The sequence below is a fragment of the Gulosibacter chungangensis genome (assembly GCF_008831155.1).
Lineage (GTDB): Bacteria > Actinomycetota > Actinomycetes > Actinomycetales > Microbacteriaceae > Gulosibacter > Gulosibacter chungangensis.
On sequence record NZ_WBKB01000003.1, the window covers coordinates 296,176 to 320,802 of the forward strand.

The 24,627-nt window shown below is 61.9% G+C and carries 23 protein-coding genes; 18 read left to right on the forward strand and 5 right to left on the reverse strand.

The genetic code is table 11. The features are described 5' to 3' along the window. The first annotated feature begins 45 nt into the window (after positions 1–45). Positions 46–3,018 (forward strand): translation initiation factor IF-2, encoded by a 2,973-nt coding sequence (infB, locus tag F8O05_RS06915; protein ID WP_158052016.1) that lies wholly within the window; start codon positions 46–48, stop codon positions 3,016–3,018. Next, positions 3,011–3,436 (forward strand): 30S ribosome-binding factor RbfA, encoded by a 426-nt coding sequence (gene rbfA / locus F8O05_RS06920; protein ID WP_158052017.1) that lies wholly within the window; start codon positions 3,011–3,013, stop codon positions 3,434–3,436. Before infB ends, rbfA begins: the two co-directional genes overlap by 8 nt. 118 nt (positions 3,437–3,554) lie before the next feature. On the opposite strand, the gene F8O05_RS06925 is transcribed toward rbfA, so the two are convergent. Both F8O05_RS06925 and F8O05_RS06930 read right to left on the reverse strand, forming a co-directional pair. Next, entirely contained in the window at positions 3,555–4,484 is a 930-nt protein-coding gene (locus tag F8O05_RS06925; protein WP_158052018.1) for an HhH-GPD family protein, read from the reverse strand. Beyond that, complete coding sequence (locus F8O05_RS06930) at positions 4,481–5,584, reverse strand: ketopantoate reductase family protein (RefSeq protein WP_225735788.1); 1,104 nt, start codon at positions 5,582–5,584, stop codon at positions 4,481–4,483. The genes F8O05_RS06925 and F8O05_RS06930 overlap by 4 nt, the downstream gene beginning before the upstream one ends. Positions 5,585–5,670: 86 nt before the next feature. Here F8O05_RS06930 and truB point away from each other — a divergent pair, with 86 nt between their 5' ends. Genes truB through F8O05_RS06950 form a run of 4 tightly spaced genes read left to right on the forward strand, consistent with a single transcriptional unit; the run spans position 5,671 to position 8,449 of the window. Continuing rightward, positions 5,671–6,651, forward strand: coding sequence for a tRNA pseudouridine(55) synthase TruB (truB, locus tag F8O05_RS06935; RefSeq protein WP_158052020.1), 981 nt, complete (start codon positions 5,671–5,673; stop codon positions 6,649–6,651). Next, positions 6,648–7,028, forward strand: coding sequence for a hypothetical protein (locus F8O05_RS06940; RefSeq protein WP_158052021.1), 381 nt, complete (start codon positions 6,648–6,650; stop codon positions 7,026–7,028). Before truB ends, F8O05_RS06940 begins: the two co-directional genes overlap by 4 nt. Positions 7,029–7,052: 24 nt before the next feature. Next, positions 7,053–7,490, forward strand: coding sequence for a hypothetical protein (locus F8O05_RS06945; protein ID WP_158052022.1), 438 nt, complete (start codon positions 7,053–7,055; stop codon positions 7,488–7,490). Further along, complete coding sequence (locus F8O05_RS06950) at positions 7,487–8,449, forward strand: bifunctional riboflavin kinase/FAD synthetase (RefSeq protein WP_158052023.1); 963 nt, start codon at positions 7,487–7,489, stop codon at positions 8,447–8,449. The genes F8O05_RS06945 and F8O05_RS06950 overlap by 4 nt, the downstream gene beginning before the upstream one ends. A 23-nt stretch (positions 8,450–8,472) precedes the next feature. Here F8O05_RS06950 and F8O05_RS06955 read toward each other — a convergent pair whose 3' ends face one another. Continuing rightward, positions 8,473–9,135, reverse strand: a complete 663-nt coding sequence (locus tag F8O05_RS06955; protein WP_192497075.1) for a maleylpyruvate isomerase family mycothiol-dependent enzyme — start codon at positions 9,133–9,135, stop codon at positions 8,473–8,475. A gap of 239 nt (positions 9,136–9,374) precedes the next feature. Between F8O05_RS06955 and F8O05_RS06960 the strand changes: the two genes are divergently transcribed. Then, positions 9,375–11,522 (forward strand): DEAD/DEAH box helicase, encoded by a 2,148-nt coding sequence (locus tag F8O05_RS06960; protein ID WP_158052025.1) that lies wholly within the window; start codon positions 9,375–9,377, stop codon positions 11,520–11,522. A gap of 113 nt (positions 11,523–11,635) precedes the next feature. Continuing rightward, positions 11,636–13,135 (forward strand): aspartate ammonia-lyase, encoded by a 1,500-nt coding sequence (locus F8O05_RS06965; RefSeq protein ID WP_158052026.1) that lies wholly within the window; start codon positions 11,636–11,638, stop codon positions 13,133–13,135. A gap of 88 nt (positions 13,136–13,223) precedes the next feature. On the opposite strand, the gene F8O05_RS06970 is transcribed toward F8O05_RS06965, so the two are convergent. Next, positions 13,224–13,703: a hypothetical protein gene (locus tag F8O05_RS06970; RefSeq protein ID WP_158052027.1), complete on the reverse strand. Its 480-nt coding sequence runs from the start codon at positions 13,701–13,703 to the stop codon at positions 13,224–13,226. Between the two features lie 156 nt (positions 13,704–13,859). Between F8O05_RS06970 and F8O05_RS06975 the strand changes: the two genes are divergently transcribed. The 5 genes from F8O05_RS06975 (at position 13,860) to F8O05_RS06995 (ending at position 19,867) form a co-directional block, all read left to right on the forward strand. Next, positions 13,860–15,044 carry a PrsW family intramembrane metalloprotease gene (locus F8O05_RS06975; RefSeq protein WP_158052028.1) on the forward strand — a complete coding sequence of 395 codons (1,185 nt, stop codon included), beginning with the start codon at positions 13,860–13,862 and terminating at the stop codon, positions 15,042–15,044. 26 nt (positions 15,045–15,070) lie between these two features. Next, the gene (locus F8O05_RS06980; protein WP_158052029.1) at positions 15,071–15,436 is read left to right on the forward strand and encodes an FKBP-type peptidyl-prolyl cis-trans isomerase; all 366 of its coding nucleotides are present in this window, start codon (positions 15,071–15,073) and stop codon (positions 15,434–15,436) included. 119 nt (positions 15,437–15,555) lie between these two features. Continuing rightward, the gene (rpsO, locus tag F8O05_RS06985) at positions 15,556–15,825 is read left to right on the forward strand and encodes a 30S ribosomal protein S15 (protein WP_158052030.1); all 270 of its coding nucleotides are present in this window, start codon (positions 15,556–15,558) and stop codon (positions 15,823–15,825) included. A 253-nt stretch (positions 15,826–16,078) separates the two neighbouring features. After that, on the forward strand, positions 16,079–17,266 hold the full coding sequence (gene metB, locus F8O05_RS06990) for a cystathionine gamma-synthase (RefSeq protein ID WP_158052031.1): 1,188 nt from the start codon (positions 16,079–16,081) through the stop codon (positions 17,264–17,266). 360 nt (positions 17,267–17,626) lie between these two features. Then, a complete protein-coding gene (locus tag F8O05_RS06995) occupies positions 17,627–19,867 on the forward strand; it encodes a polyribonucleotide nucleotidyltransferase (RefSeq protein ID WP_158052032.1) in 2,241 nt (746 codons plus the stop codon). 90 nt (positions 19,868–19,957) lie between these two features. Here F8O05_RS06995 and F8O05_RS07000 read toward each other — a convergent pair whose 3' ends face one another. After that, positions 19,958–20,509, reverse strand: a complete 552-nt coding sequence (locus F8O05_RS07000; protein ID WP_158052033.1) for a YbhB/YbcL family Raf kinase inhibitor-like protein — start codon at positions 20,507–20,509, stop codon at positions 19,958–19,960. A 169-nt stretch (positions 20,510–20,678) separates the two neighbouring features. On the opposite strand from F8O05_RS07000, the gene F8O05_RS07005 reads away from it, so the two are divergent. The 5 genes from F8O05_RS07005 (at position 20,679) to thyX (ending at position 24,627) form a co-directional block, all read left to right on the forward strand. Continuing rightward, positions 20,679–22,022, forward strand: coding sequence for a M16 family metallopeptidase (locus F8O05_RS07005; RefSeq protein ID WP_158052034.1), 1,344 nt, complete (start codon positions 20,679–20,681; stop codon positions 22,020–22,022). After that, positions 22,022–22,621 carry a histidine phosphatase family protein gene (locus F8O05_RS07010; protein WP_158052035.1) on the forward strand — a complete coding sequence of 200 codons (600 nt, stop codon included), beginning with the start codon at positions 22,022–22,024 and terminating at the stop codon, positions 22,619–22,621. The genes F8O05_RS07005 and F8O05_RS07010 overlap by 1 nt, the downstream gene beginning before the upstream one ends. Positions 22,622–22,687: 66 nt before the next feature. Beyond that, positions 22,688–23,416 (forward strand): 4-hydroxy-tetrahydrodipicolinate reductase, encoded by a 729-nt coding sequence (dapB, locus tag F8O05_RS07015; protein ID WP_158052036.1) that lies wholly within the window; start codon positions 22,688–22,690, stop codon positions 23,414–23,416. Next, positions 23,413–23,889 carry a tetratricopeptide repeat protein gene (locus F8O05_RS07020; protein WP_158052037.1) on the forward strand — a complete coding sequence of 159 codons (477 nt, stop codon included), beginning with the start codon at positions 23,413–23,415 and terminating at the stop codon, positions 23,887–23,889. The genes dapB and F8O05_RS07020 overlap by 4 nt, the downstream gene beginning before the upstream one ends. A 9-nt stretch (positions 23,890–23,898) precedes the next feature. After that, the gene (gene thyX / locus F8O05_RS07025; RefSeq protein WP_158052038.1) at positions 23,899–24,627 is read left to right on the forward strand and encodes an FAD-dependent thymidylate synthase; all 729 of its coding nucleotides are present in this window, start codon (positions 23,899–23,901) and stop codon (positions 24,625–24,627) included.

Below are 24,627 nucleotides of genomic sequence, written 5' to 3' on the forward strand. Positions count from 1 at the left end.
TATTAGGTCTGCTCCCCACCGGGGCAGACCCTGGTGAGGAGAAAAGTGGCAAAACCACGCGTACATGAGATCGCCGCCGAACTTGGCGTCGAATCGAAGGTCGTACTGTCGACCTTGCAAGAAATGGGCGAGTTCGTAAAGACGGCTTCGTCCAGCGTTGAGCCTCCGGTTGCTCGACGACTGCGCGACGAATTCAAGCGTCGCGCCGAAGCTGGCGATGGCGCATCGAAGGCAGCTCCCGCTGCGGCAGAAGCTGCAGAGAAGCCCGCGGCACCGGCTGCGAAGCCCGCAGCGAAGCCGAGCGCAACGCCTGCGGCAACCCCGGCGGCTCCGAAACCCGCACAGGCTGCTGCACCCAAGCCCGGTCAAAAGGCTGCGGCTCCAAAGCCGGGTCAAAAGGCTGCGGCTCCCAAGCCTGGCCAGAAGGCTGCGCCCAAGCCCGGTCAGAAGGCTGCACCGAAGCCCGGTCAGGCTCCGGAACCGCGTCCACGTTCGGGCGTCGCGCCAACGCCGACACCGGCTTCGACCCCCGCGCCGGCAGCTCCGCCGACTCGTTCGGCAGTCGCCCCGACGCCAACTCCGGCCGACACTCCCGCACAGGAGCAAGCAGCTCCCGCGGCAAAGCCCGGTCAGAGCGCCCCGAAGCCTGGCCAGTCGGCTCCCAAGCCGGGTCAGGCGGCACCAAAGCCCGGTCAGGACAGCGCAAAGCCGAGCCCGAACGCGATCCCGCGCCCGCGTGGTCCGCGCCCCGGCAATAACCCCTACGCTTCGGCGCAGGGCATGGGCCGTCCTCGCGGTGGTAACAACCCGTTCAGCTCGAAGCAGGGTGGCGGTCAGCGTTCCGGCGCGCCGCGCCCCGGCGGTGGCGGCGCTGCTGCACCGAAGCCAGGTCAGGCCCCGCGTCCCTCGGCACCTCGTCCGGGTCAGCCGCGCGTGCTGCCCGGTGAGCGCCCGCAGGGTCCCGGTCGCGGTCGCGGCGGTGCCGGTGGTGGCGCACGCTCCGGCGGTCCCGGTGGCGGCGGCGGTTTCACGACCGCCCGTCCCGGTGGTGGTGGCGGTGGCCGCGGCGGTGGTCGCCGTGGCGGTACCGCTGGTGCCTTTGGTCGCGGTGGCGGCAAGTCCAAGGCACGCAAGTCGAAGCGGACGAAACGGGCAGAGTTTGAGATGCGGGAGGCACCGTCGATTGGCGGTGTAAAGGTTCCCCGCGGCACCGGTGAGACGCAGATCCGTCTGCGCCGCGGTGCATCCATCTCGGACTTTGCCGACAAGATTGACGCTTCGCCCGGCGATCTCGTAACCGTACTGTTCCACCTCGGTGAAATGGCCACGGCTACCGAATCGCTTGACGAGGCCACCTTTGAGATCCTCGGTGAGGAACTCGGCTACCGGATTGAAATCGTTTCGCCTGAGGACGAGGACCGTGAGCTCCTCGAGGTCTTCGACATTGACCTTGAAGGTGAAGAGGCCGCGGAATCCGATGACGTGCTTGAGGCACGTCCGCCGGTGGTAACCGTGATGGGTCACGTTGACCACGGTAAGACCCGACTGCTGGACGCGATCCGTCGCGCCAATGTCGGTGCCGGTGAAGCCGGTGGCATCACCCAGCACATCGGTGCCTACCAGGTCTGGGGCGAGCACGAAGGTGTTCGCCGTGCGATTACCTTCATCGACACCCCGGGTCACGAGGCGTTCACGCAGATGCGTGCTCGCGGTGCGAACGTCACTGACGTCGCGATCCTGGTGGTTGCGGCAGACGACGGCATCATGCCGCAGACGATTGAAGCCTTGAACCACGCACAGTCGGCCGGAGTGCCGATTGTTGTCGCGGTCAACAAGATCGATGTCGACGGCGCGAACCCGCAGAAGGTTCGTTCGCAGCTGACCGAATACGGCCTTATCGCCGAAGAGTTCGGTGGCGACACGATGTTCGTCGATGTCTCGGCGAAGCAGGGTGACGGTATCCGCGAACTGATCGACTCGGTGCTGCTGACCGCAGACGCATCCCTTGACCTGCGCGCGAACCCGAATAAGGACGCTCGCGGTACCGCAATCGAAGCGAAGCTCGACCGCGGTCGCGGCTCGGTTGCTACCGTGCTCATCCAGTCGGGAACGCTGCACGTCGGTGACTCGATCGTCGCCGGTACCGCTCACGGTCGCGTCCGCGCGATGGTGGACGAGAACGGTGACCCGGTCGAGGCCGCAGGTCCGTCGCGTCCGGTGCAGGTGCAGGGCCTCAGCTCAGTGCCGCGCGCCGGTGACACGTTCATCGTGACCGATGATGACCGCACCGCACGTCAGATTGCCGAGAAGCGTGAAGCGGTTGAGCGTAACGCTCAGCTCGCGAAGGCTCGCAAGCGCATGTCGCTGGAAGACTTCACTCGCGCCCTCGAAGAGGGCAAGGTGCAGTCGCTCAACCTCATCCTCAAGGGTGACGCCTCGGGTGCTGTGGAAGCCCTCGAAGACTCGCTGCTCAAGATCGAGGTTGACGACACCGTTCAGCTACGCATCATCCACCGTGCGGTGGGTGCGATTAGCGAATCGGACGTGGACCTCGCAACCATCGACAACGCGGTAATCATCGGCTTCAACGTTCGCCCCGACCAGAAGGCTCGCGCAAAGGCAGCCTCGGAAGGCGTGGACATCCGCTTCTACTCGGTCATCTACGACGCCATCGAAGACATCGAGAAGTCCCTCAAGGGCATGCTCGAGCCCGAGTACGAAGAAGTTCAGTCCGGTGTGGCAGAGATCCGCGAGATCTTCCGCTCGTCGAAGTTCGGCAACATCGCCGGTGCGCTCGTACAGACCGGTACGATCACCCGCAACGCCAAGGCGCGCATCCTGCGCGACGGCGTCGTGGTGGCAGACGGTCTCGCAATCGAGTCGCTGCGTCGCTTCAAGGACGACGTAACCGAGGTCCGCGAGGGCTTCGAGTGCGGTATCGGCCTTGGCAAGTTCAACGACCTGCAGATCGGCGACGAGATCGAGACGACCGAAATGGTGGAGAAGCCTCGTGACTGATAACGGCCGCGCCGCTCGCCTGGCCGATCGCATCAAGGTGCTGGTGGCGAAGATTCTGGAGCGAGGGATCCGCGATCCTCGCCTGGGCTTCGTCACCCTCACCGATGTGCGAGTGACCGGCGACCTGCAGCATGCAACCATCTTCTACACGGTCTATGGCACCGACGAAGAACGGAAGAGTTCCGCCGTGGCGCTCAAGCGGGCCACCGGACGCATCCGCTCGGAAGTCGGCAAGAACCTGAACATCCGTCTCGTGCCGACGATCGAATTCGTCCACGATGCCCTGCCCGAAAACGCAGCGCACCTGGAAGACCTGCTCGCCAAGGCGAAAGCCCAGGACGAACAGGTTGCCAAGGAACGCGAAGGCAAGACCTTCGCGGGGGATGAGAATCCCTACGACATTGCCGACGAAGACTAATCTTCGCCAGGCATAGGCAAGTGCCCCGTATCGAATCACTTCGATATGGGGCACTTTGCTCTTCGCAGGGTACGACTGGTGTGGATGGCTGGCTTGCGCTGCTGGCTAGTGCGGCAGCTTAGTGTGGCAGGCGGATGCGCTCGGCCGCGCGGGTGGCGAGCCCGTCACGGATGAGATCTTCCGCGAGTAAGAGGGTCCGTTCGGCGTGGCTGATATCAACGCTTGTGCCACTGTCCGCCGCGAGCGGTTCCACGAGGTCAGGGAGCGAATCGAAGAGCACGCCTTCCGGATGTCTGCGGAGTATCGCCATCACTCGCCCGCGTAATTGTCGATCTGAACCCGCAAACTTTGCCTGACCGCGAGCCTTGCGGGTGGAAGCTGGATAGTTGCGCGCACGCCACTCACACAGCTGCGCGATTGGGCAGACTTCGCACTGCGGTTTCTTTGACGGGCAGACAATGGCGCCAAGCTCCATGGCCCCGGCATTCCACAGTTTTGCTCGCTGCGGATCCTCGGGGAGCAGCTCCGACATTTCGGCATCATCGCGGCGGGGATTCGCATCCCAAGCGATCGCTTCGCCGTGTATCGCGCGGGCAAGCACCCGGCGGATATTCGTGTCAACTACCGGTTCGCACCGCAAGAACGCGAAGGACGCCACTGCGGCAGAGGTATACGCGCCGATTGCAGGGAGCGCGAGCAGCGCATCCCGGTCACTGGGCACCTCGCCACCGTGGTTCTCAACGATGGCCGTGGCACAGCGATGCAGATTCACCGCACGACGCGGATAGCCGAGTCGATCCCAGCGGCGAATGACTTCGGCAACGGGAGCCGCCGCCATATCGGCGGGTGTGGGCCATAGCGACATGAACTCATGCCATTTCGGCTCCACACGGGACATCTGCGTTTGCTGCGACATCACCTCGCTCACAAGAATGCCCCAGGGGCTACATTCGGGCTCGCGCCAAGGGAAATCGCGCTGATTTGCGCTGAACCAGTCGATCACTCGATCGACGATCTCGGTGCGTCGGCTGCGCTCACGAAGGCTCATGAGCGGCCCACGGTAGGTGTCTTACGCGCGGGGCGGCCTGGCGTTCGATCGTGGCCGCAAGACGGCATTTCAAGCCCGTTGTCATTCGAAGCGCTGGCAATCCACGCAGTCACCCGCCTAGCTACCGCCGTGGCGGAAAAGAATTGACCCTTTAGAGCCACCTCGTGTACGAGCGTCACCATGGCTTCGTGTACGGGCGCCCGCATCCTCACCTCGGCGGCGGCTCGAATGACGGCCCCGTCAAGATCATCAATCTCAGTGGGGTCGCCGCGACGCAGCGATTGCAAGGTGGATGCGGGATTCGGCACATACCCAAATGCCGTGGCGAGCCGTCCCGTTACGACCTGGAGTGCTTGCCCGGCGCGGATTTGCGCCACGTGGGCCGGTTCGATTACCCCGACACCCCCGAAGCGAATTCGCTGCGCGTCTCCCACCCGCACCGCTTCGGTGAGTGACTGGGCCAGAATTCCGCGCAGCAGCGGGTGCCGACACACCGCCTGCACGCTCAAGTCGGTGATCGCGGGCAACGCGTTCACATGGTTTACCAACAGCTTCGACCACAGGGCGCCCCGCAGATTCGAGATTGCCACGCTCGGGATCGCGGAATTCAATATCGTCGCAATCTGAGCCGCGAGGGCCTGCTCACCGGGATGCGCGTGTCCGACCCGGAGTCCGCCGAGCCCGGTGAGGCGAACCGCAGTCGAAGACAGCCGAGTGGCTGGAAACAGCGCGAGCCCAGCGAAGACACCGGCCCCATCGGGGCGTCCGAGAAGCTCGGCCGCGAGATCGGGACCTGCCAAGCCGTTTTGCAGCAGCAGCACTGGCCTATTCTCGATGCCCTCTGCGTGATCTCGCAGGGCACTCTCGGTGGCGTAGGTGCGCACCGCAAGAAGTACGAGTTCCGCGTCTTCCGGAACCGTCTTGGAGACGGGGAGCTGCGCACGGTGTTCACCGCGCGCTCCGGTAAGCAGCAGTCCAGTTGCGGCCAATTCGGCGGCGGTCTGCGGCCGCACCACCGCGGTGACCTCGTGGCCGGCCCGATCCAGCAGCGCAGCGAGGGCGCCGCCAACGGCACCGACACCGATTACCGCAATGCGCATCCTCACCCCAATAGTTTGCCGAGCCAGTACAACTCCGTGAGTGTATCGCCCGCCGGGTGCCAGCACCGAACTAGACTGGCCAGACTATGTCAACGCGTTCCGAAGCTCCCCACGGGCTCCTTGTACTCAATAAGCCCGGCGGCATCACCAGCCACGATTTAGTTGCTCGCACTCGTCGAGCGCTCGGAACCCGCAAAGTCGGCCATGCTGGCACCCTCGACCCCATGGCCACCGGGCTGATGCTGCTCGGAGTGGGCGACGCGACGCGGCTATTGACCTTCTTTGTCGGCGCAGACAAAACCTATGAAGCCACGGTGCGCTTCGGCCTCGGAACGAGTACCGAGGATGCCGAGGGTGAGACCACCGCGATCGCACAGGACGGAACGGTCGAAGCAATTAACACCGAACGCATCCTGGGCGCTGCCCGCGAACTCACCGGCGAGATTGAGCAAGTTCCCAGTGCGGTCAGCGCGATCAAAGTCGACGGGCGGCGGGCCCACGAACGGGTGCGCGCGGGGGAGGACGTGCAACTCAAAGCACGGCCGGTCACTATTCACGGTATTGAGTTACTCGAAACCCGCGCAGCCGAGGCGACCCTCACATCCGGGAAGAGACTGCAAGTACTCGATGCGGATATTCGGGTGGATTGCTCCTCAGGCACCTATGTGCGGGCCCTTGCGCGCGACCTCGGCAATCTGCTCGGCGTGCCGGCGCACCTCACCGCGCTCAACCGCACTCGAATTGGGGATCTCACGCTCGCGGATGCACGCATCCTGCCCAGCCGGGAAGAAATTGATGCCGGCGCCCCGGCCCCCGAACTCATGCCCCCTGCAGCGGCGATCCAACAGCAATTTGCATCGGTGGTGGTCGATTCAGCCCAGGCCAAAGCCCTGCGATTCGGGCAACGCATCCCGGCTCCAGACGGGTATGCGGAATACCGCGAACCAATCGCGGTGATCGACGAGAAAGGCAGCCTGATCGGCGTTGTCGAGATTATTGCCGGTAAGACGAAAACCGTGATGAATATGCCAGAACAGCAGGACACGAAGGGGCAGGCAACCAAGTGATCGAATGGTTCACGTGGATTCAGTTTGGCGTGGGAATCCTCGCGGGGCTGTTTTGTCTTGTGGCGGCCTTTGCCAACCGAAAACCAAGTGACTATACGGCGGGCGCAGTGCTGATCGTGGCGATTCTGACCGTCGTGCAGCTGGTCGTCGCGCTCCTGGCACCACTTTTTGGAAACCCCTGCCGCGGTGATGGACTGGAATTTTGGATGTACATGATTACCGCGGTGATCATCCCGCCGGCGGCGATTCTGTGGGCGTTGATTGAACGGTCACGCTGGTCGAACGCGGTGCTCGGGGTTGCGGCCCTGGCCATTGCGGTGATGGTCTTCCGAATGCAACAAATTTGGTTGGCTGCGTCACCGTTCATTAGCGCCTAAAACTGGTGGGATACTTGAGGAATTATGTCGATCGCCACTGCCACTGAAACCGAGTCGAAAGCCGGAGCCTCGCGCATTCTCGTCGCGGTGTATGTCGTACTGTTCTTAGCCGCCACGGGGCGGAGCGTGGTGCAAATCGTTCGTGATTTCGACACAGCTCCGCTCGCCTATTCGCTGAGTACCGTGGCCGCCGTGGTTTACCTGATTGCGGGAATTTGCTTGGCGATGGCGCACCGTTCGGCGACTTGGCGACCCCTTGCGTGGCTGGCGCTGATATTCGAACTTGCGGGAGTGCTCATCGTGGGTGTCCTTTCCGGCACCCATCCGGAACTTTTCCCCGCGGATACCGTATGGAGCGGATTCGGTCGCGGATACGTGTACATTCCTTTCGTGCTCCCTTTGCTGGGCATTTCCTATCTTGAATCGATGCGCGCCTCGCGTGGGAAGGTGGTCACGGCGTGAAAATAGTGACTGACCCGGCGGAATTTCCTGCCGAACTCGAGCCGACTGCGATCACCATTGGCAAGTTTGAGGGTCTACACTTCGGGCATCGTCGACTGATCTCTGAACTGCGGCTGGTCGCGCAGAAGCGCCAATTGAACCCCGTGGTGGTTACCTTCGACCGGCATCCACTAACGCTCGTGGCGCCAGAAAAGGCACCGGTACCGCTGGTGTCTGTAACCCAAAAGACCGACCTGATCGCCAGGCAAAACGTAGCCGCGACGGTCGTCCTGGCATTTACCCGCGAACTTTCCTCGCTCACGCCACTTGAATTTGTTCGGGATCTGCTTGTCCGTCAATTGCGGATGCGTGCCATCGTGATCGGCCGCGACTTCAAGTTTGGGAATAAGGGTCTTGGCAATGTGGAGTTCCTGCAGGACCACGCGCACGAGTTTGGCTACGAAGTAATTGTGGTTGATGACGAGCTGGGTGATAACGGCCGACGCGCATCCTCGACCTGGGTGCGTGAGTGCCTCGACATCGGTGACGTTGAAAACGCCACGGAGGTGCTCGGTCGCTACCACGAGGTGCGTGGCACCGTGGTGCACGGCGCCAAGCGAGGCCGCGAACTCGGCTTTCCGACCGCAAATCTTGAACCGGAGACCCTCGAAGGATTTATTCCAGCTGACGGCGTGTATGCCGGTTGGGTGCACATCGGTGCGGATGCGCATCCCGCCGCTATCTCGATCGGGAATAATCCGACGTTTGAGGGTGTGCCACAAAAGCAGGTGGAAGCGCACATCATCGATGTCACCGGCATCGACATTTACGGAGAACAGGTGCGCGTCTCATTCGTGCGTCGACTGCGAGGCATGAAAAAGTTCGACTCGCTCGACGCGCTCATCGATCGGATGCAGTTGGACGTGGATGAGACCCGGCTATTGCTGCAGGGCGATCAGAACGACCGCGGCATCTGGTAGCGAAGACGTAGCGCAGCGAGCGACTACACCAGCGAGCGTCGGCCAAACAGGTGCATCAGGATTTCACCGGCCGTCGCGTCAATGGGGGAGCCTGTGCCAACCAACCAACGCGCATCCGTGGCCCGCAGCGAATTTGTTCGAGCGATGCGCGTGTGCTTGTTACCGGGCACCGCATTGGCCTGAGCTCGAGCAATTGCGCCGGTGGAGCGAGGGCTTAGCCGCAGCGGAATATCCAGTGCCTCGGTAATGTCATAGGAATGCACAACGGCCTCAATGAGCTCGATAAAGCCGGTGCGACCCTCACCCTGTAACTTGGCCGCCGCAATCTCATGCAAGCGGGCAATGAGTTCCTCCGGGGAACCATCGCCATGCTCGACACCGATTGTGGCGACCACCTTCGAAAACCGAAAACCGCCACGGCCGATGGCCCGCAAGCCGGTGCGTAGCATCGTACCGTTAGCTTCGCCCACACGCCAAATAATGTGGCCGACCACATCCCGCACCCGCCATTCCGAACACAGGCTTTGCGCATCCCATTGCTCGGGAGTCAGGGTTTCGAGTACCTCAGCGAGGCGTTCGAGTGTGGTGGCAATGTGCGCGCTCCAGTCACCGGTGCTCTTTTTCGTGGGGCGCGAGAAAGTCTCGTCGTTCACTGGCAGGTGCTCTGGTTCAATCGGCGTTGTCACGCGGGCAATTATTGCACCGACCACTTGAAGACCTGCCGCCAGCAAAATTCGCTCATGTTGATTCGCAGGCGGTACACTATTGGGGACGCCCGCATTCCCGGGATCTCTCTATGTCCTCGAGGCCGCGTCACCACGCAGTTGGTCGTAACCACGGCACAGTTTTTTTCGTCGCTTGGCCGAGAACGCCAGGAGGCGTCGACAACGGCATATTTTGCTGAATTGTTCACCGAAGGAGGGGCATGACGCCCAAAACCCGATCGCGCTTGAACCACCACGCTTCGCGCCGTCGCCATCGGAATCCCGTCGATAACACCGGGATTATTCCGCAGCTCGCTAAAGCTGCGCGTGAAGTCGAAGCGGCAGCGGCTCGCGGTCGAGTCTCACCCGCAAATCGCACCAAGTTTCAAGTTGCTGCCCTCCTCATGCGCGAGGAGAAGGCTCGGCTGAAGACCGATTCGAGTGTGAGCGATCGGGAGCGTGACGAGTCGATGAAGCGACTCGACGGGCTCGCGGCGATCCTCGCGAAAACGGCCGCGCGGGACACGAGCCTGATCGCGCTACTGGACGCCAAGGCCCCCACCACCCCGCAGGCACGCGAGATGCGGAAGCAGATGCTCTTTGCCGGTGGCGTGGAAATGGTCGTGGATGAACCAGAGGAAGCGGAGGAGCCCAAGGAAGGGCTCGAGCAGAAGATTCTGGAACGCCAGGTGCTGCCGGTGAGCGTCAAGACCCGAGTACGCTCTTCGCCGTTCTTGGCGCCCGATCTCAGCAAGATCCGCCCGCTCGAAGAGCACTATTCACGTCTGCGCAACTGGGAACTGCTCAGTCCCATGCTCAAGGCCTTCGAAACCGGTGCCGGTGGGGGAGCAGCATCCATGTACCTACCCGAACCGCCGCGTTTTGACCGAGTCGCCCCGCAGGGGCAGGAGCTCATGCCGCACCAGGCACAGCTGATCGAATCGGTGCGCGAGGGACATCGAACCTTCCTGCTTGCCGACGAACCGGGCCTCGGTAAGACTGCGCAGAGCATCCTAGCCGCCTCGGTGGCCGACGCCTACCCTCTTTTGTGTGTCGTACCCAATGTCGTGAAGACCAACTGGCAACAGGAAGTGCATCGCTGGACGCCGGGCCGCCGCGCCACGGTCATCTCGGGCGACGGCCACGACGTGGATGCGTTTAGTGACGTGTTCATCGTCAACTACGAAATTCTCGACCGGCACATCGGCTGGCTGCGCAAGATCGGCTTCCGCGGCATGGTGGTCGACGAAGCACACTTCATTAAGAATCTGCAGTCGCAGCGCTCGCGCCTCGTACTGCAACTTTCGCAGGCGATCCGCCAGCACATCCCCGGGGTCGACCCGCTATTGATGGCACTGACGGGTACGCCGCTGATCAACGATGTAGAAGATTTTAAGGCGATCTGGCAGTTCCTAGGCTGGCTCGATGGCGATAAGCCGGCGCCGAAGCTGATGGATGCGCTCGACGAGACGGGTTTGGTCCCCTCGGACCCGGGCTTCCTCGCGGCCGCACGCCGCGCGGTAATCGATATGGGTATCGTGCGTCGCCGCAAGATCGATGTTGCAAAGTCGCTCCCCTCGAAGCGAATTATCGACATGCCGGTGGAACTTGACAGCGAAGAGGGCAATTCAATCCGCAAGGCCGAGCGGATGCTCGTGGAGCGACTGCTCGCTCGCTACGACCGGATGATCGCGGCGGCAGATTTGCCTGCGGACACGGTGGACGAGAATCGACTGCGCATGCTCGCGCGTCAAGAAGTCGAAGAATCGAAAGCCTCATCCGCGGGAGATTCCATCTTCTCGATGCTGCACCGTATCGGTGTCGCAAAATCCGAGTTGGCAGCTGAATACACCGCGCAGCTGGCGCACTCGGTTGGCAAAGTCGTGTTCTTTGCGAAGCACATTGAAGCGATGGACCGCGCCCAGACCGTGTTCGAAAACGAGGGCGTACGAACGGTCGCGATCCGGGGCGATCAGACCCAGGCGGCTCGTGACCGCGCAATTGAAGCTTTCCAAAAAGACCCCGAAGTGCAAGTCATCATCTGTTCGCTGATGGCAGCGGGTGTCGGTATCAACCTGCAGGTCGCAAGCGACGTGGTGCTCGCTGAACTCAGCTGGACCGCTGCCGAACAGACCCAGGCGATCGACCGCGTGCACCGCATTGGTCAGGATGAACCGGTTACCGCTTGGCGCATCCTGGCATCTCAGACCGTGGATGCGCACGTTGCCGAACTCATCGACTCGAAGCAGGGCCTTGCCGCCCGTGCGCTTGAAGGTACCGATGAGGGCGAAATCCAGAGCGAGGACATCCAGGTTGAGGCGATCGTGACGATGCTGCGGGAGGGTCTGCAGCACCGATTGGGCAACTGAACAACTTCCGAGAATTTCGCTGTGGCAATTCGACACCGGTAGCTCGGTAGGGGCGACGTAGACTCGATGGCGGCAGTGTAGCCATCGAATCTACGAAGGTGAGTTCAATTCAAATGACTGATCAGCAGTTCCGTGTCGAGCAAGACTCAATTGGGGAAATCAAGATCCCTGCGGATGCCTATTGGGGTGTGAATACGGCCCGAGCAGTCGAAAATTTTGATATCGCGCGTCGGCAGATCAACGTGTATCCCGACTTTCTCGTCGGTCTCGCACAGGTCAAGCAGGCCGCCGCGCGTGCGAACCTGGAAACGGGCGAGCTGGATGCGGAGCGGGCCGAGCTGATCGATCGTGCGTGTCAGGACATTATTGACGGCAAGCTGCACGATCAGTTCATCGTTGGCGTGATTCAGGGTGGTGCCGGTACCTCCTCGAACATGAACGCCAATGAGGTCATCGCAAATCGCGCGCTTGAACTCGCTGGTCGCCCGCGAGGTGACTACGCCTACATGTCACCCAATGACCACGTGAACCTCTCGCAGTCCACGAACGATGCGTATCCCTCGGCGCTCAAGCTCGGGCTCGTGCACACCACGCACAACCTCATTGCCGAATACCAGCTGCTGCAGGACGCGTTCCGCAAGAAGGGACACGAGTTCCGGGAAGTGCTCAAGGTCGGTCGCACCCAGATGCAGGATGCGGTACCAATGACCCTGGGGCAGGAGTTCCACGGGTTCTCGGTCACGATTGGTGAAGACATCCAGCGACTGCGGGATGTCCAGCCGCTGCTTTTGGAACTCAACCTCGGGGCGACCGCCATCGGTACCGGGATCAACACCCACCCCGGGTATCGGGAGTCCGTGATCAAGCACCTGCGCGAGATCACCGGATACGACTACCTGCAGACTGCCACTGACCTCATTGAGGCAACCAGCGACACTGGTGTGTTCATGTCGCTGTCCTCGGTGATGAAGCGTGGTGCGATGAAGCTCTCGAAGATCTGCAATGACCTTCGCCTCCTCTCCTCGGGTCCGCAGGCCGGGTTCGGCGAAATCAACCTGCCGGCGCGCCAGGCGGGGTCATCCATCATGCCGGGCAAGGTCAATCCTGTTATTCCCGAGGCAGTTAGCCAGGTGGCCTTTGTGGTTGCCGGCGGTGACGTCGCGATTTCCTTCGCTTCGGAAGCGGGCCAGCTGCAGCTGAACGCCTTCGAACCGGTGATGATGCACACGCTCATGCAGAACTCGGTCTGGCTGCGTCGCGCCATGCGCACCCTGCGAGTGCACTGCGTGACCGGTATCACCGCCAACGCGGAGAAGACCGCCGCACAGGTGGCGTCAAACATTGGTCTCGTTACCGCACTCAACCCGCTGATCGGCTACGCGGCCGCATCCCGTGTGGCCAAGCTCGCACAGAAGACCGGCGAGAATGTCGGCGACCTCGTGGTGGCAGAGGGACTGTTGACTCGGGAACAGGTTGATGCCATGCTCGTCCCCGAAGTCCTCGCCGGCCCACACCCGGATTCTTCCGGTGAGTTCCTCAGCGAGGAAGAGATCGCCGAGCGCGAGCGCAAGATCGACTCGCTGGACACGACCGAACTCGCGCACTTTTTCTAGACTCGCGTAGTTCTACTCCCTAAAATGCCGGATGCCCGCAATTATTTCGATTGCGGGCATCCGGCATTCTTGGGGCTTGGCCCGAGTGTTATTCCTTGAGATTGCGCTCGTCGGCGCGACCCTCATCGACCATCTCGTCCTGCGCATCGTCAAGCTCAGCTAAGGCTTCGGCGCGCATATCGCCGACCGCGACCACGTTCTGAGCCTGGAATTCGATGCTTCGCTCCTTCGTGGTGTCTACCCACTCTTTGGCGGAGCTGCGGGCCTCATCGAGGCTGGACTTTGCATCCTCGGTGCGACGTCGGAGCTCTTCACGGAGTTCCTCGGCGGTGTGCACCACCTTGGACTCGAATTCGCGGGAGGTCTCTGAGACGCGACCGGAAAGTTTGGCCAGCTGGTCGGCAGCCGAATCCGTGCCCTGCTGCGCGAGGTCGAGTGCCCGCTGCGCCGGTGCAGATTCAGCCGCGGCGGTCGCGGCACGTTTGATCTGCTCGTAACGCTCTCGCCCGGCGCGTGCGCCCAAGACGAAACCGATACTCGCACCGACGACAAACATCAATCGCTTCATGGTTCTAATCTACCCGGCGGATTTCACAAGTCGTGCAGCCGAAGCAAGGTAAATGTCGGTAGATCCCCGATTGTCGGGGTGCTGCATGATCGATAAGACTGCGGTCGCGATACCCTTGGGGTTCGTCCTCAACTATTCGACTCGTAGTGGAAGCTTTTGAATTCAACTCCCGTTGACGCAGGTGCCCGGCACAACCGCTATATCCGCCTCCCAAGGGCACCGCTCATTTGGTGGTCGGTGCTGGCGGTAGTTCTCATCATCGGGCTCATTGTCGTCGGTTGGCTACTGGTGAACTGGCAGGTGAACGCAATCATCATGGCGGTGCCAGCGCTCATTCCGCTGGCGATCTCGCTCGCGGTGGTGCGATGGCTTGATCGTTGGGAACCCGAGCCGCCGATTCTGCTGACGCTGTGTTTTATCTACGGCGCCGGGGCTTCAATTCTTGGCACGCTGATTACCGGTAACTTCCTGCTGGACGTCGCTCGGGAGTACATGGTCGATGACGGCGCGGTGGATGCGTTCTCGGTGCTGGTGCAGGGGCCGATCACCGAGGAAGTGATTAAAGGCGCCGGACTCATCGTGCTGCTCTTGATTGCTCGCCGAGAGTTCAACGGACCGCTCGACGGTTTCATCTACGGTGCAGTGATTGGTGCCGGGTTCGCGTTTACCGAGAACATCGTCTATTTCGCATCTTCTGGCTCCACTGGGATTGATTTCGTCTGGCTGCTTGTGGTGCGGTGCATCCTCTCGCCGTTCGCGCACGTGCTCTTTACCGGGATGATCGGGATGCCGATTGGCTGGGCCGCGCGCCGAAGCGAACCCTGGCGCTACGTGGTTGCAATTATTGGTGGGCTCGCCTTTGCGATCGCGCTGCACGCGCTCTGGAACGGTGGCAGCGTGTTGGTGCTGCCACTGCTCGGGCTCGAACCGACCGACCCGATCGGCTGGATCGTGTATTACGCAGTGGTGCAGGTGCCACTTTTCCTCCTTGCCGGTTGGTTTCTAATCAAGCTGCAGGAGCACGACCAGCAAGTCATCCAGATGCGCCTGGGGGAGTACCGCAAGGCTGGCTGGTTCACTGCGGGCGAAATTCGGATGATTACCGACTGGCCGGTTCGTCGCTCCACGCTGCGTTGGGCACGTCATCAGCCTGAGGACGTCGGGGATGCGATGCGCGGGTTCATCGCCGATGCCACGGCTCTAGCCTTCGCCCGAGAACACGCCGCAGTCGACAAGAAGGACCCCAACCGTCGTTCCGCTGAGAAGCGCCTGTTGGAGTCCACTCGCACCCACCGTGAGGTGCTCGCGGAGGCCCGAAAGAAGCGTCACGCCGACAAATAAGAAAAAAGTGTGGTTCGCTTGTTCGCATGACTGAACTGCAGAAACCCGAGATCGAATTTCCCGAAGGTCCAGCTCCGACGATGCTCGAGATCGAAGACATCGTGGTCGGCGATGGTGTAGAAGCCACCAAGGGCGGCACCGTCAAGGTGCACTACCTCGGCGTCGATTATGAATCTGGCGATGAATTCGACTCCTCGTGGTCACGTGGCGAAGCGGTCGAGTTCCCACTCGGCATGCTGGTCAAGGGCTGGCAGATGGGCATCCCAGGGATGCGTGCCGGCGGTCGCCGCAAGCTGACGGTCCCTCCGGCCCTCGCATACGGCGAGGCAGGCGGGCACCCGCTGTCCGGCCGTACGCTGATTTTTGTGATTGACCTGCTTGACGCAAAGTAGTCCCGCCCGCTGGCTTTCCTGGTACCCTAGGGAGGTTGCCGTGAACCGGCCGCGGATTCAGAGAGTTTACGAAAACAGATCGTAAGCGCCGCGCAGCGAACGAAAGGGGCTCCCCGCCAATGGCGCTGAATGCAGAAAAGAAGAAGTCCATTATCGATGAGTACGCAACTCACGAGGGCGACACCGGTAGCCCGGAGGTCCAGATTGCGCTGCTCTCCGCTCGTATTAACGAGCTGACCGAGCACCTCAAGTTCCACAAGCACGACTTCCACTCGCGTCGCGGCCTGCTGCTGCTCGTGGGTCAGCGTCGTCGCCTGCTGAGCTACCTGACCGACGTCGACATCAACCGCTACCGCTCGCTCATCGAGCGTCTCGGCCTGCGTCGATAGCGTTCACTCGCTTGCTCGGTCCGCTTGGGCCGAACAGAATTGCCGTCACCTTCGGGTTGGCGGCAATTCTGCTTTCCGGGGCAACTCTGCTTTCACGGGGCAACTTTAGACCGTGAAAATATGACTCTCTTGGTCGATGGATTGTGACGGCATGAGTCATTTTGGACCCGTCCAAGTTCCCGCGGTCATACAGTCGAAGCATCAGCCATCCGGCAATGTGCCTTGACCAACCAATGACTAGGAGTAGTGAGTCATGACTGAATTTTCCAGCCTGACGCGAGTTATTCGCGCGGGAATTGAGACCGATTCGGCTCAGGGCGCTGTCGTCCCGCCGCTATACAACTCGTCCAACTACACGTTCGCGCAGTTCGGTGTGCCGCGCGAGTTCGACTACACGCGTTCTGGCAACCCCACGCGTGCGATCCTCGGGGATGCACTGGCTGAGCTTGAGGGTGGCGCTGGTGCCACGATCGTGGCCACCGGCATGGGCGCCGTAACGCTAAGCCTGCTTGCGCTGCTCAACCCCGGCGACGTCGTCGCGTATCCGCACGACTGTTACGGCGGTAGCTGGCGCGTATTCGAACAGCTCGGTGCCAAGGGGCACTACACTTTCGTTGCTGTGGACTTCTCCGACACCGAGTCCGCCGCGGCACAGCTGCGAGAGCTGAAGCCGAACCTCGTTTGGCTCGAGACCCCATCGAACCCGCTGTTGCGCATCACGGACGTCGCCGCGATCTCTGCGGTAGGGCACGAAGTCGGGGCTGTGGTCGTGGCGGACAACACCTTCCTGCCACTTGTGCAGCGCCCCTTCGAGCTCGGGGTTGATGTAATTGTGCACTCCGTGACCAAGTACCTGAACGGTCACTCGGATGTCGTCCAGGGCGCTGTCATTGCTAAGACCCAGTCACACGCAGACCTCTTTAACTGGTGGGGGAATGTGCTCGGCCTGACCGCGAGCCCCGCAGACTCCCACCTGGTGCTGCGCGGTCTGCGCACCCTCGACGTACGCCTGCAGCGTCACCTTGAAAACGCAGAGGCCGTGGTGGATGCAATCAAGGACCACCCGGCTATCAAGAACCTGTACTTCCCCGGCCTCAAGACGCACCCGGGTCACGAGATTGCCGCGAAGCAGCAGTCAAGCTTCGGCGCCATGCTTTCCTTCGAACTCGTCGGCGGCGAGGACGCCGCGCGTCGCTTCGTGGAAGCCGTGGATCTCTTTAGCCTCGCCGAATCACTCGGCGGCACCGAATCGCTCGTGGCGCACCCCGCGACTATGACCCACGCATCCATGACCCCCGAGGCCCAGTCAGCCGCCGGGATCACCGCCGGGCTGCTGCGCTTCTCGATCGGCATCGAGCCAGCTGAGGACCTGATTGCGGACATCACCGCCGGGCTTGACGCAGCCAAGCAGGCCGCTGAGGTTTTGGAGACGGTCGCCTAGCGCGTCGGCCGTCCAGCGCGTTAGCTGCTGGGAGCGTGTCGGAAAAGTGCACGCTACGAGAATCTGCCCGGTGTGTCGCCGGTGTGTCGCTCGTGGCGTGCACTTTTCGCTTGGGTGTGAGGTTGGGAGGGCTGCAGGGCGGTGCGCTGGGCGCGCTAAGGCGGGGTGCAGTCTTGCCCTGGTACAATCGATAAGTTCGTATTCACCCGCGCGCGGATTGGCTCTTGCTGATCTTCGGTGGCGGCACCCCGGCCTCACAGTTGTGCAGCACCGGTGAGCTCCTACTGACGGTCAGCCCTGTTCCCAAAGAATGGCACAGGTCGATGCTTTGCGCGTGCGGACGACGCAAGGAGATGACCTTTGGAAGGTCCAGAAATCAAATTTGCCGAGACCGTGATTGACAACGGTCGCTTCGGCACCCGCACGATTCGTTTCGAAACCGGTCGCCTGGCACAGCAGGCACAGGGTTCGGCAGCCGCCTACCTCGACGGTGAGACGATGCTGCTGAGCGCCACGAGCGTTTCGAAGAACACGAAGGAAAACTTCGACTTCTTCCCGCTCACCGTGGACGTTGAAGAGCGCAGTTACGCAAAGGGTGAGATCCCCGGTTCGTTCTTCCGTCGTGAAGGCCGTCCGTCGACCGACGCGATCCTCGCCTGCCGACTCATCGACCGCCCGATGCGCCCGTCCTTCATCGACGGCCTCCGCAACGAGGTGCAGATCGTCGTCACGGTCATGTCGATCGCACCGAACGAGACCTATGACGTGCTTGCCGTGAACGCGGCCTCGATGTCCTCGCAGATCTCCGGCGTGCCCTTCTCGGGCCCGATCGGTGCCGTACGCGTGGCGCTCATCGAAGGTCAGTGGGTTGCATTCCCCACCTACAGCCAGGTTGCTGAAGAAGCTACCTTCGAGCTCACCGTTGCCGGTCGCCTGATCACCCGCAAGGACGGCACCGAAGACATCGCGGTGATGACTGTGGAAGCACAGGCTCCCGAAAACGCCTGGAACCTCATCCAGGGCGGCGGCACCAAGCCTGACGAGACCGTCGTGGCACAGGGGCTCGAAGCATCCAAGCCCTTCATTACCCAGCTGATCAAGGCGCAGCTCGATGTTGCCGGCCAGGTCAACAAGCAGGTTCAGGAATACCCCACCTTCCCGTCCTACACCGACGAGGTGCTCGAGGTCGTCACCGAACTTGCTCAGGCAGAGCTCGGCGAGGTTTACCAGATCGCCGACAAGATTGCGCGCCAGGATGCTGACGACGCACTCAAGACTCGGGTCAAGGAAGCGGTCGCCGCAAAGGTAGAGGCGGGCGAGCTTCCGGAGAGCGCGATCGCTCAGGTTTCGGCAGCATACAAGTCGGTCACCAAGGACATCGTCCGCGGTCGCATCCTCCGCGAGGGTGTACGTATGGACGGCCGTGGCGTCAGCGACATCCGCCAGCTGGATGCCGAAGTCGACGTGATTCCGCGCGTTCACGGTTCGGCAATCTTCCAGCGTGGTGAGACCCAGATTCTCGGTGTCACGACGCTGAACATGCTCAAGATGGAACAGCAGATCGACTCGCTCTCGCCGCAGACCGCGAAGCGCTACATGCACCACTACAACTTCCCGCCGTACTCGACCGGTGAGACCGGCCGTGTGGGTTCGCCCAAGCGCCGCGAAATCGGTCACGGCAACCTGGCCGAGAAGGCGCTCGTCACCGTGCTCCCGGCTCGGGAAGAGTTCCCGTACGCGATCCGTCAGGTTTCGGAAGCTCTCGGCTCGAACGGTTCCACCTCGATGGGTTCCGTCTGCGCATCCACGCTGTCGCTCCTCAACGCTGGTGTGCCGCTGCGTGCACCGGTTGCGGGTATCGCGATGGGCCTCGTTTCAGCTGAAGTTGACGGCGAGACGCAATACCGTGCACTGACTGACATTCTGGGCGCCGAGGATGCCCTCGGCGACATGGACTTCAAGGTGGCAGGTACCGGAGAGTTCATCACCGCACTGCAGCTTGACACCAAGCTCGACGGAATCCCCTCGGCAGTCTTGGATCAGGCACTGCAGCAGGCCCACGATGCCCGCATCCAGATTCTCGAGCAGGCGATCAACCCTGTCATCGACGAGCCCGACGAGATGGCGGACACCGCACCGCGCATCATCTCGGTGCAGATCCCGGTTGACAAGATCGGTGAGGTGATTGGGCCCAAGGGCAAGATCATCAACCAGATTCAGGAAGACACCGGCGCCGACATCTCGATTGAGGATGACGGTACGGTCTTCATCGGCGCCACCAACGGTCCCGCCGCGGATGCCGCTCGCGACGCCGTGAACGCCATCGCGAACCCGCAGGTTCCCGAGGTTGGCGAGCAGTACCTCGCTACGGTCGTGAAGATCGCGTCCTTCGGTGCGTTCATCTCGCTGCTTCCCGGTAAGGACGGTCTGCTGCACATCTCCGAGGTGCGCAAGCTCGTCGGCGGTAAGCGCGTGGAGAACGTCGAAGACGTGCTCTCGGTCGGCCAGAAACTGCTCGTGCGCATCACCAAGGTGGATGACCGCGGCAAGCTCTCGCTCGAGCCAGTCAGCGAGGAAGACGACGTCCCGCACGACGCCTAAGGCTAAGGCCTAACACAGGCCCCACAGCCGTGAAGAACGCGACCCGTTCCCGAAATATTCGGGAACGGGTCGCGTTTTTTTGCCAGTGCGCTATTCCGCCGGTTGCTCGAACGTAGCCATAATGTGGCCGCGCGCGATCACGTGCTCGCGCAACATGAAGTGCACGCGGGCGGCGGTGAGGTCGGCGGGCAGATCTAAGCGCGCATCCAGTGCCTGCACGGTGAAGAAGTACCGGTGGGGGCCGTGACCGGCCGGGGGAGCAGCACCGATGAACTCGCGGCCGAGTGCCTCGTTGTACCCGAGCGCGGTGCCGGCGGGGAGATCTGCGAGGTCACCGGTGCCCACACCCTCAGCAATGCTGGTGCAATCTTCGGGCAGGTTGTAGACCACCCAGTGCCAGAAGCCCGACATGGTCGGCGCATCCGGGTCATAGGCCGTGACGGTGTAAGACTTCGCGCCAGGGACCGCGTCCCAGCTCAGCTGCGGTGACAGTGCCTCACCGCCGTGCGAGGCGCCGACGTGTGTGAGCGGCAGCACATCACCGTGGTTGAAGGAGCCAGCTCGCACTTCGAGCGGCGGTGCGTCGAATACTTGCTCGTAGGGGTCGTTCTTGGGGAGGCGGGAAGACTGCGCTTGCGTCATGGGACTCCTTTGATCAAATGCAATTCCGGATCGGACTTCATCAGCATGCCAGAGCGGCCCTGCGAGAAGCTGCAGTGGCTCGTCGGAGGCACGTCGACAGCGCTAGAAATCACGAATCACGTGCGTGCATCAGCGGGCGTCGGTGGGAAGGGGTAGGCTTTGGCACGCTATGACCACGCCGATTCAGTTGCCATTAGATCTTCCGTACCTTGACGAACAAGTAGCGGGAGGTGCAACGCTAAGGCGAACCATCCTGCCATCCGGAGTTCGTCTCATTACCGAGGATGTTCCCGGTGCCGCTTCGGCTGCGATCGGTTTCTTTGTGCCATTGGGCTCCCGTGACGAGAATGATCGCGAGTACGGCTCCAGTCACTTCCTTGAACACCTGCTGTTCAAGGGCACGCCAACGCGTTCGGCGCGTGACGTGGCTCTGGAATTCGAGCGAGTTGGTGGCGATTTCAACGCCGCCACTTCGCGGGAGCAGACTGTCTACCACGCGCGGGTGCGCGATAAGGACCTCGGCATGGCGATCGACGTGCTCAGCGACATGATCACCTCTTCGCTCTTGGAGCCAGCCGAGTTCGAGCTCGAGAGTGGCGTGATTCTCGAAGAGATCGCGATGGCGGAGGATGACCCGACTGATGTGCTGTGGGAGAAGTTTTACGAGAACTTCTTTGGCGAGCATCCGCTTGGACGCCCTATTGCGGGCACGCCCGAATCGATCCTCGCGGTCTCACGGGATGAGGTGTGGGATTTCTATCAGCGCTATTATCGGCCCGATCAGCTAGTCGTCTCTATCGCCGGTCGGGTGGACCACGAGGATGCGCTGCGACGTCTCGAGTCGGGCCTGCGCAAGGGCGGTTGGAACCTCGACACCACGGTAAGTCCGGTTGCTCGCCGAGGCGCGACCCCGGCTGTGTACGAGCGTCGTGCTCGTATCCAGTCCATTGAACGCGAGCTGGAGCAGACGCATCTGATTCTCGGCACACAGGGCATTGATGCCCGGGATGATCGACGCACGACTTTTGGACTGCTGCATCACATTCTCGGCGGCGGAATGTCCTCGCGACTCTTCCAGGAGGTTCGCGAGAAGCGGGGCCTGGTTTACTCAGTATTCTCCTTTGGTGCGAGTCACGCGGATGCCGGGGTTACCGGTGTCTCTGCCTCCTTCCTCCCCAACAAGGCGGCCGAAGCGGTCCGGGTAATTCGCGGGGAGCTCTCCAAGATCGCCGATGCCGGGGTCACAGCCGAGGAATTGGCGGATGCCCAGGGCGCAGGAGCCGGAGCCGGCGCACTCGCGCTGGAATCGATGAACGCACGGATGCATCGCCTCGCGCGAGCGGAACTTGTGCTGGGGGAGTACATCGACCTCGATGCTTCGATCGAGAGAATGCGCAGCACCTCACTCGAGGACATCCATGCGCTGGCGCAGGAAATCATGACCAAGGCAATGACCGTGGAGACCATCGGCCCCCTTACCGAGGAAGCCAAGACTGAGCTGGAGGCGCTTTAATGAGCCACTTCCTCTACCTGGTACGACACGGGGAACAGGAAAACGCCGAACACGGCATCGATGAGGGTCCGCTTTCGGAGCGCGGTCGCGCCCAGGCGCATGCAATCGGAAAGAAGCTAGCCCGGGTACCGTTTACCCGCCAGCTGACCTCGCCACTCGAGCGCGCGGTTGACACCGCCGGGATCATCGACAGCTACACGCAGGGACCCGCCTTCGAAGCATCCAATCTGCTGTTCGATTGCGTGCCTTCCTCAGGCGAGTCAGCCCCCGCGCACTATGACAGCTTCTTCTCGGGTGTCGACCCGGTCGCGATTGAGGCCGGCCAGGCCCAAATGAACGACGCGATCACAGCACTGTTCACCCGAGCTCGGGACGACGAACACACACTGCTCGTGACCCATAATTTCGTGATCGGCTATTTCGTGCGCGAACTCCTGGGCCTGCCGGAATGGAATTGGCTCACCCTCAGTACCGGGCACACCGCGTTGACGGTGCTGCGGCTGCGCACCAAACGACCTGATGAACTCAAACTCTTTGGCGACCTCTCGCACCTCGAACCCGAGGATCGCACCGGGATTAACTGGTACGCGGACGTCTAGCGAGAGGCCACCGAGCGGTACTCGCGAGGTTCAGGGCGAGGACGTCCACGCGGTACGGTAGAAGTCATGACTATTTCTGTGGCAGTTGCCGGTGCCAGTGGCCGGATGGGCACACTCATTCAACAGATCATTGCCAATAGCGAAAACCTCAAGCTTCATGCGGCTCTGACGAGCACCTCGTCACCCGAGGAAATGCTCGGCGCCGATGTGCTCATCGATGTTACTCGCATTGAGGCCTCGGAAAAGAACGTGGCTTTTGCCCTCGAGCACGGCATCAACGCCGTAGTCGGTACCAGCGGCTGGAGCCAAGAGCGACTCACCGGGCTCGAGCAGCGCATCCCCGAGGGACGCGGTGTGATTGTCGTGCCGAACTTCTCGGTGGGTTCGGTGCTGGGCACGCACCTCGCCACGATCGCCGGCAAGTTCTACGACTCCATTGAAATTCTCGAGGCACATCACGATAAGAAGGTTGATTCGCCTTCTGGCACGGCGGTGCGCACCGCCGAAGCGATCTCGGCCGCACGCGGCAGCGAACCGGTACCGCCGAACGCCGACCAGCGCTCCCGCGGGGAGGTTGTGGCAGGTATCCCGGTGCACGCACTTCGACTGCGCGGGGTGGTCGCCGACCAGCAGGTGATTTTCGGGGGCACCGGCGAGACCCTCACGATCCGGCACGAGACGTTTTCCAACACGGCGTACACGCAGGGTATCCAGCTCGCGCTCGAGGCAGCGACCACGGCCACGGGGTTGACGGTCGGTATCGACGGGCTACTCGGCATCGGCGCGGCTGCGTGAACCGCTGGTCCGGCGCGCGGGTAGGGGTTTATGTCCTGCTTGCGCTAATTGTGATTTACCTCTTCGCGATTGGCGGCATGGTGTGGGGGATGATCTCGAGCGGTACGCTGCTCGGCATCATCATGGGCACGGCACTCATCATCTTCCCGTTGATCGGCGTGATCTTCATTTGGAAGGACGTGCGTTTTGCGATGCGGGGGGATGCCCTGCTCGCGAAAATGGCCGCCGCCGGAGACCTCCCGGAAGACAACCTTCCAAAACAACCTTCGGGGCGTCCGGTTCGAGCGGTGGCAGACGCCGAATTTAACCGTTGGAAAACCGAGGTCGAATCCGCCCCGGAAGACTATCGAGCCTGGGCCCGACTCGCCCTGGCGTACCGCGCATCCGGCGACACCGCCCGAGCCCGGCAGGCGATGCGCAAGGCCATTGCCCTTGACGCCGGGCAAGATCCCCAACCCCCTCGAGACCGATAGGCTATTGCGGTGACAGAAGAGATTGAATTCCGTAGCGACGTAACTGTCGAACTTGTGCGCTCGCAAGCGCAAGATCGCGATGTGCTTTTTGCAGCTCGCGTGTCCACCATTGGCGAACAGAGCCGTCCGGAAGCGGACGATGCCGAAGATCTACACAAGCGCGACCGTGGACTGATTAACTTCCTGATGCGGGACCGCCATGGCACCCCCTTTGAACACAACTCGTTGACCTTCTACGTACAGGCGCCGATTTTTGTTTTCCGTGAGTTCCAGCGTCACCGCATTGCCAGCTACAACGAGGAATCGGGACGCTACCGGCAGCTGCAGCCGACCTTCTATGTGCCTGCGCCCGAGCGCAACCTGCGCCAGGAAGGCAAACCCGGCAAGTACGAGTTCTTTCCCGGCACTCCCGAACAGACTGAACTCGTCGCCGCTGAGGTTCGCGCGACATCCGAGGCCGCATATGCCAGCTATTTGAAGATGCTGGATGCGGGTGTGGCTCGTGAGGTAGCCCGGATGGTGCTGCCGCTGAACATTTACTCGTCCATGTACGTGACGATGAACGCCCGCTCGCTGATGAACTTCCTCTCCCTTCGTCGTCTCGTGCCGGGCTCGCAGTTCCCGTCATTCCCGCAGCGGGAAATCGAGATGTGTGCGGAGCAAATGGAAGCGCTTTGGGCCGAGCAGATGCCCATCACCGCCGAGGTCTTTAACACGAACGGTCGAGTTGCCCCCTAG

What these genes read in the sequence shown, in the direction of transcription:
- F8O05_RS06925 (WP_158052018.1), bottom strand. Translation starts at nt 4,484, where the DNA reads ATGAGCCTTCGTGAGCGCAGCCGACGCACCGAGATCGTCGATCGAGTG.
- F8O05_RS06930 (WP_225735788.1), bottom strand. Translation starts at nt 5,584, where the DNA reads ATGCGCATTGCGGTAATCGGTGTCGGTGCCGTTGGCGGCGCCCTCGCT.
- truB (WP_158052020.1), top strand. Translation starts at nt 5,671, where the DNA reads ATGTCAACGCGTTCCGAAGCTCCCCACGGGCTCCTTGTACTCAATAAG.
- F8O05_RS06945 (WP_158052022.1), top strand. Translation starts at nt 7,053, where the DNA reads ATGTCGATCGCCACTGCCACTGAAACCGAGTCGAAAGCCGGAGCCTCG.
- F8O05_RS06960 (WP_158052025.1), top strand. Translation starts at nt 9,375, where the DNA reads ATGACGCCCAAAACCCGATCGCGCTTGAACCACCACGCTTCGCGCCGT.
- F8O05_RS06965 (WP_158052026.1), top strand. Translation starts at nt 11,636, where the DNA reads ATGACTGATCAGCAGTTCCGTGTCGAGCAAGACTCAATTGGGGAAATC.
- F8O05_RS06970 (WP_158052027.1), bottom strand. Translation starts at nt 13,703, where the DNA reads ATGAAGCGATTGATGTTTGTCGTCGGTGCGAGTATCGGTTTCGTCTTG.
- F8O05_RS06980 (WP_158052029.1), top strand. Translation starts at nt 15,071, where the DNA reads ATGACTGAACTGCAGAAACCCGAGATCGAATTTCCCGAAGGTCCAGCT.
- rpsO (WP_158052030.1), top strand. Translation starts at nt 15,556, where the DNA reads ATGGCGCTGAATGCAGAAAAGAAGAAGTCCATTATCGATGAGTACGCA.
- metB (WP_158052031.1), top strand. Translation starts at nt 16,079, where the DNA reads ATGACTGAATTTTCCAGCCTGACGCGAGTTATTCGCGCGGGAATTGAG.
- F8O05_RS07000 (WP_158052033.1), bottom strand. Translation starts at nt 20,509, where the DNA reads ATGACGCAAGCGCAGTCTTCCCGCCTCCCCAAGAACGACCCCTACGAG.
- F8O05_RS07005 (WP_158052034.1), top strand. Translation starts at nt 20,679, where the DNA reads ATGACCACGCCGATTCAGTTGCCATTAGATCTTCCGTACCTTGACGAA.
- F8O05_RS07010 (WP_158052035.1), top strand. Translation starts at nt 22,022, where the DNA reads ATGAGCCACTTCCTCTACCTGGTACGACACGGGGAACAGGAAAACGCC.
- dapB (WP_158052036.1), top strand. Translation starts at nt 22,688, where the DNA reads ATGACTATTTCTGTGGCAGTTGCCGGTGCCAGTGGCCGGATGGGCACA.